Consider the following 5743-nt stretch of genomic DNA (forward strand, 5'->3'; position numbering starts at 1 on the left):
GTTTCCACGTCCGTGACCCGGTGATCCCGCAGGTTGATGACGATCTTTCCGTCCGTGTACAGGTACGTCCAATGCCCGGAGACGATCTCGCCGCGGCTCTCGAGCTTCTCCGACGGCGCGCCGAGCGCGGCGGCAAGCTCCGATTCCTTCATGTTCTGGCGGATTTTCTCGCGGTTGTCGTAGGTCTTCCCCGCCAGCATGCCGCGCGAGGCCTGCGCGAGATCCTGTCGGGCGGGGATCACGGCGTCGTTCTTTCCCCCGCACGCCGCCGAGAGGAGAAGGAGAACGACCGCGGCGAGTCGGCGGCCGTGTCGACCCGTCCTCACGAGAACTCTTTCACTTCCGTGAGCAGGCGTTCGACCTCGCGGTAGAGGCCGCGCGCGCGCCGGGCGAGAGCGTCCCCTTGCACCGCGAGATCCGGCGAAAGAAACAGGGTCTGCCGCTCGATTTCCGCGAGAGCCCCGAGAGCGCGCCGCCGGTCGTCGGCGATTTCCCTTTCGGGCTCGTCGGAGAGCGCGTCGGCGAGCGAGGAAGGGACCGTGACGACCACTTTCCGGAGATGCCGCGCGACCGTCGGCGTCGTCGATTTCGCCTGATCCGACAGCGCGTACGCTGCTTCGACGAGACCCATCGCCTCGAGCCAGAGCCGGTGGTCCTTGTAGGCGGGATGAGGCATCGCGAGCGCTATAATAGCGGTCTTTGAGCGCCTCCCCGCCCCGCTCCGACACCCCCGATCTCGCCGGTTTCCGCGTTCTCGTCGTCGACGACGAGGAATCGATCCGCTTCGGCCTCGGGCGGCTTCTCGCGCAGCGCGGAGCGCAGACGGAAGCGGCTCCCTCGATCGGCGCCGCCGCGGCGCTCCTCGACCGGTTCCGCCCGGACGCGATCCTCCTCGACCTGAAGCTTCCCGACGCCGACGGGCTTTCCGGCCTTCGCCGGCTCCGCGAGGCGCGCCCCGACGCGCGGATCGTGATGATGACGGGCTTCGGCACGATCGAGAACGCGGTCGAGGCCGTCAAGTCGGGAGCGGAAGATTTCCTCACGAAACCAGTCGCTCCCGAGCATCTGTTCCACGTGCTCGGCCGCCTGGCCGAGGCGAAGCGCCTCGAGATCGAGAACCGGGCGCTCAAGCGCGAGCTGAACGAAGCGGATCCGGAGCTCTTCTGGGGCGAGTCGGCGGCGGTCGTCTCGCTGCTCGCCGAAGCGAAGCGGGTCGCCCGTTCCGACTCGCTCGTCGTGCTGACGGGGGAGAGCGGCACGGGAAAGGGAGCGCTCGCGCGCCAGATCCACCGCTGGAGCGCCCGATCCGCCGCGCCATTCGTCAACGTCAACTGCGCGGGTCTTTCGCACGATCTCCTCGAGTCGGAGCTCTTCGGGCACGAGAAGGGCGCCTTCACGGGCGCGGGATCGGCCAAACCCGGTCTCTTCGAGCTCGCCCACCGCGGCACGCTCTTTCTCGACGAGGTCGCCGAGATCGATCTCTCGCTGCAGGCCCGGCTGCTGAAAGCGATCGAGGAGAAGCGCTTCCACCGCGTCGGCGGGATCGCCGAGCGCGTCGTGGACGTCCGCGTGATCGTGGCGACGAACCGCGACCTGAAGACCGAGGTCGCCGCCGGCCGCTTCCGGCAGGACCTGTATTTCCGCCTGAACGTCCTCGAGCTCGTCCTGCCTCCGCTTCGCGAGCGGCCGGAGGACGCGCCGCTCCTCGCGGCGCGGTTTCTCGTGGAGTTCGACGCGAAAGCCGGGCATCCGCAGCCGCGTGCGCTGACGCCGGCCGCGCAGCGGCTTCTCTCGGCGTATTCCTGGCCGGGGAACGTTCGCGAGGTGCGGAACCTCGCGGAGCGGATCTCGATTCTCGGGACGGACTCGGCGATCGACGCGCCGGAGATCACGCGGCTCCTCGGCGTGCCGCGCGAGGCGGCCGGCAAGAGCGCGCTTCCGACGCTCGAGGAGAAGGAGCGCGAGTACGTCGCCGACGTGCTGCGCCTGACGGGGGGGAACAAGTCCGCGGCGGCGGAAATCCTCGGCATCACCCGGGCCACTCTCTACGCGAAGCTGAAGGGGAGCGAGGAGCCGGCTTCGCGCTGACTCCGAACTGGCTTCTTTCTGGCCAGTCCCGTATGGAAATCGAACACGGGCGACCTGACAATATAGACAGGCAGGTGTTCCCGAGGGTTAGAAGAATCAACGAGTTCCCGCGGCCGAGGACCAGGGTCGGCGGGGGCATCTTTACTGCTAATTCGTCTCTCAGTGATTTCCGCCACGCCACGCGTTTCGAATCGCGGCTTCACGATCATCGAGCTGATCGTCGTCGTCGCGATCGTGGGGATCGTCCTCGCGATCGCCCTGCCCTATTTCGGGGTCATCTCACGGCGTGCCCACCTCGACGCGGCGGCACGCGCGGTTCAGATGGACCTGCTCAAGGCGCGCGTCGCCGCACTTCGGAGAGGTTCCGACGTCGGGGTCGAAGTATCGACCGACGTCAGCAAGGATTCCTACCATTCGGCGATCGTCTACATAGACGCCAATGCCAACGGCGTGCTGGACAGCGGTGAGACGATCCTTGCGAGGTCGCCGCTTCCTCCCAGTGACGCGAATCTCGTCTATCGAATCGCGGCGCTCAACAGCGTTGCTCCGGGAACGAGTGCCCAAACGTTCTCGTTCGTCTTCTCGCCGCTCGGAAACGCGACGACCGGCAGCTCCTCGAAGGCTCTCTTTCTCTCCGATGGGAAAGGGAACCTGATTCAGGTTGGAGTTCCGATCGCGACTTCGGGCAAGGTCGCGATGACGAAATTGTCCGGCGCGTCCTACGTTCCGCCGCCGTGGATATGGTACTGATGGGCCGGCGAGTCCGCGGGTTCACGCTGGTCGAGGTGCTGATCGCTCTCGCCCTGATGGCGATCGCCATGCTCGCCATCGTTCCCCTCTTCGCGAACTCGATGAAGAGCAACGCCGTCGGCCAGGACTTCGCGTCGCTGAATGCTCTCGCGAAGGAGCGCCTGGAGGAAATCCTCCAGTACAACTTCACGGATGCGCGTCTGACCGTTCCCACGGGGGCGGAGGTCACTCTCGATGTCGCCGGGACTCCCACCCTCGTCGCCGGCCAGCTCTATCGAAACATGCACCCCCTGACGCAAACGGACGGAACGGTCTCCCTCTCCTACCCGTACGAGCTGGTGTACGTCGTGCAGGACTACAACCTCGACGCTTTCGGCCGTCCGGATTTCACGACCGCCGTGGACGACAGCGACGCTTCGTGGACCGCCAAGACCGGCGTGAAGCTCATCACCGTATTCGCCGCATCGTCCCGCGAAAGCCTTTCGGGGACGACGTACAACCTCGGGTCGAACACGACCGACCCGACGAAGCTCTTGCTGTCGTCCGGATCGACGGGCAAGCAGATTCGGATCAGCGCCGTGAAATCCCCGTAGGAAATCGACCCGATGCGCACCGAGCCTTTTTCACGTTCGCGCCCTCGATCTCGCCGGGAGACGGGGTTCTCGCTGATCGAAGTCCTCGTCTCGATCTTGATCATGATGGTCGTCGTCATCGGCATGATGACCATGTTCGACCGGAGCGCGAAGATCACGAAGACCGAAAACAGCGTCACGGATGCCCAGCAGTCCGTTCGGTACGCCGCGTATCAGCTCGTCCGGGAAGCGCGAATGGCGGGCGCAGGCGGTGTGCCCGCGAGCCTGACGGTCGGCACCCTTCATCAGCTCGGGGTTTCCCTGAACCTCGGGTCGACGAAATGGGGCGCCGCCGCCAAGTTTCTCTCGAACAACGTCAACGCCGGCGGGAGCGGGGACGTCGTCTGCATCGGCGGTGCGTGCGGCACCTCGGGCGCACACCACGTTCGAGTCGGCACGGACATCCTGCACGTTCGGGGTGTCATCGCGAACGCGGTCTTCGATCTCGGCTCGAGCAACTGGTCGATCTCCGGCACGACCGGCACACTCGTGGTCAACCCGTGCACGAAGTTCTCGGACCCGACGGCCACCGCGAGCTCTCCTTGCTTTCCGAACGGGACGAACGACATGAGCGCGTTCGACAGCTCGCTGGCGAACCGGCTTTTCGTCATGTCCGACGCCCTCGGAAACGTCGGCGTCGGTCTCGTCTCGGGAGATCCGGTCGTCGCAAAGGTCGACAGCTCGAAATCGTGCGCCGTCGCGAAGAATTGCACGGCGACCGTCACGATCGCGATCGGGAACGCCGCGACGCCCGACACGACCTACCCGCAGACGCTCTGTCCGAACGGGGCGTTTCCGATCGGCCTGACGGTTCCCACGCGGGGAGGCATCCTCGACGATCGCGTGTACTTCATCGACGACGGCCCGAGCACGGCGACGAACTGCAACTCGGCGGCTTCCCGAGCCGTTCAGGACCAGAGTCCCGGGCCATGTCACCCCGTCCTTTCCTATGCCGATTGGGTGACGGGCGATTCGTCGGCCTCGCCGTTTTCGACGGCGACGGTGACTCCGGTGGCCGACGACGTGGAGGACCTGCAGGTCGCCTACGGAATCGACTTCTACGACGCCGTCGCGAATACCGGGACGTTTACGAGCCCTGCCCCCACCAAGTTCGATACCACGACCGGTTTGCCTCTCGATTACCCTTCGGACAATTCGCTGTCGATCACGACCCAGGCGACGTTCACGACGATCGTCAACGATGCCCGCGGCACGTCGTCACCCAACGCCGATCCGTCGGAGGACGTCTCGTCGGCGGACGCGGATGAATGGATCTGGAATCGAGCCGGGGAGCCGGCCTCCGGAACATTCGACTACAACAGCGACCTGTCCCGGCTTCGCGGGCTCGAAGTGGCCCTCCTCGCGAAGGGTTCCCAGCCGGACCCGTCGGGACGAGCGCCGGGTTCGGTCGCCATGCCGGCTTTTCTCGGCGCTTTCGCCTATCCGCTGATGGACAGTGCCGCGGAAACGGTGAGCCAGCCGACGAGCGGAATCGCGTTTCCTTACCGGCGCCGAACGCAAACCTTGAGGATCATGCTGAGGAACTTCAATCTCCAATGAAGACGACCAGAAGGCCAGGGCGCTTCCACGCATCGAGTGGGAAAGAGAGCGGGGCCGCGCTGATCACCGCGATCCTCGTGATCTTCATCCTGACGATTTTCGGGCTCGCGCTCCTCTTTACGACCACGTCGGAGTTTCAGACCGCCGGGGCGGAGACGGTCGTCAATCGCGCGTTCTACGCGGCCGATTCGGGGGTTCAGTACGGCGTGCAGCAGGCCAAATTCAACCAGCAGCAAGGGCCATGCACCGTCGGAGGGACCCTCGGCTACTGGTGTTTCACGGTGCCCGAGCGCAACCCGGGGGCGACGGATCGGACTCTGGCCGTTCAAGTGAGCCCGTTCCGGCTCGTCGATTTCCAGCTCGCTCCGAGTACGCAACTGAACGTCGGGGCCACGCCCCTGTTCAACGTCGGGTACCACTTCGATTCCTTCGCGAGCAACACGCTTCCGGGCACGTCCACGATTTCCTCTCAGAAGAACATTTCCGTCGACGTCGTCGTGGGCCCGATGCCTTTCATTCTCCCGAACCACTGAGCGAGGCCGAACATGAAGAACCCCCTTTCGAAGGCGCTCCTGGCCGTCGTGGCGCTCGCCGCCGCGGCGCGCGTGGGACGCGCCGACGACCGAAACCTGCTCTACACGCAGCAGGCCGCGTCGCCGAACATCCTCGTCATGGTTTCGAACACGACGACCATGGAAAACAAACCCGCGACC

Annotated in this window: 7 protein-coding genes; 5 read left to right on the plus strand and 2 right to left on the minus strand. The window is 65.4% G+C overall.

The features are described from left to right. Both VFS34_06900 and VFS34_06905 read right to left on the minus strand, forming a co-directional pair. On the minus strand, positions 1-326 hold a 326-nt coding region (locus VFS34_06900), incomplete at its 3' end, for a hypothetical protein (GenBank protein HET9794172.1). Further along, entirely contained in the window at positions 323-676 is a 354-nt protein-coding gene (locus tag VFS34_06905) for a hypothetical protein (protein ID HET9794173.1), read from the minus strand. The genes VFS34_06905 and VFS34_06900, both read right to left, overlap by 4 nt. A gap of 23 nt (positions 677-699) precedes the next feature. Between VFS34_06905 and VFS34_06910 the strand changes: the two genes are divergently transcribed. From VFS34_06910 to VFS34_06930, 5 genes are all read left to right on the plus strand, one after another. After that, complete coding sequence (locus VFS34_06910; GenBank protein HET9794174.1) at positions 700-2088, plus strand: sigma-54 dependent transcriptional regulator; 1389 nt, start codon at positions 700-702, stop codon at positions 2086-2088. A gap of 162 nt (positions 2089-2250) precedes the next feature. Beyond that, positions 2251-2838 carry a GspH/FimT family protein gene (locus VFS34_06915; GenBank protein HET9794175.1) on the plus strand — a complete coding sequence of 196 codons (588 nt, stop codon included), beginning with the start codon at positions 2251-2253 and terminating at the stop codon, positions 2836-2838. Then, positions 2838-3431, plus strand: coding sequence for a type II secretion system protein (locus VFS34_06920; protein ID HET9794176.1), 594 nt, complete (start codon positions 2838-2840; stop codon positions 3429-3431). The genes VFS34_06915 and VFS34_06920 overlap by 1 nt, the downstream gene beginning before the upstream one ends. 12 nt (positions 3432-3443) lie before the next feature. Beyond that, positions 3444-5030, plus strand: a complete 1587-nt coding sequence (locus VFS34_06925) for a prepilin-type N-terminal cleavage/methylation domain-containing protein (GenBank protein ID HET9794177.1) — start codon at positions 3444-3446, stop codon at positions 5028-5030. Beyond that, positions 5027-5563, plus strand: a complete 537-nt coding sequence (locus tag VFS34_06930; protein ID HET9794178.1) for a pilus assembly PilX N-terminal domain-containing protein — start codon at positions 5027-5029, stop codon at positions 5561-5563. The genes VFS34_06925 and VFS34_06930 overlap by 4 nt, the downstream gene beginning before the upstream one ends. Positions 5564-5743: the final 180 nt, after the last annotated feature.

Source organism: Thermoanaerobaculia bacterium (assembly GCA_035717485.1).
Classification (GTDB): domain Bacteria; phylum Acidobacteriota; class Thermoanaerobaculia; order UBA5066; family DATFVB01; genus DATFVB01.

What these genes read in the sequence shown, in the direction of transcription:
- VFS34_06930 (HET9794178.1), top strand. Translation starts at nt 5,027, where the DNA reads ATGAAGACGACCAGAAGGCCAGGGCGCTTCCACGCATCGAGTGGGAAA.
- VFS34_06920 (HET9794176.1), top strand. Translation starts at nt 2,838, where the DNA reads ATGGGCCGGCGAGTCCGCGGGTTCACGCTGGTCGAGGTGCTGATCGCT.
- VFS34_06905 (HET9794173.1), bottom strand. Translation starts at nt 676, where the DNA reads ATGCCTCATCCCGCCTACAAGGACCACCGGCTCTGGCTCGAGGCGATG.
- VFS34_06925 (HET9794177.1), top strand. Translation starts at nt 3,444, where the DNA reads ATGCGCACCGAGCCTTTTTCACGTTCGCGCCCTCGATCTCGCCGGGAG.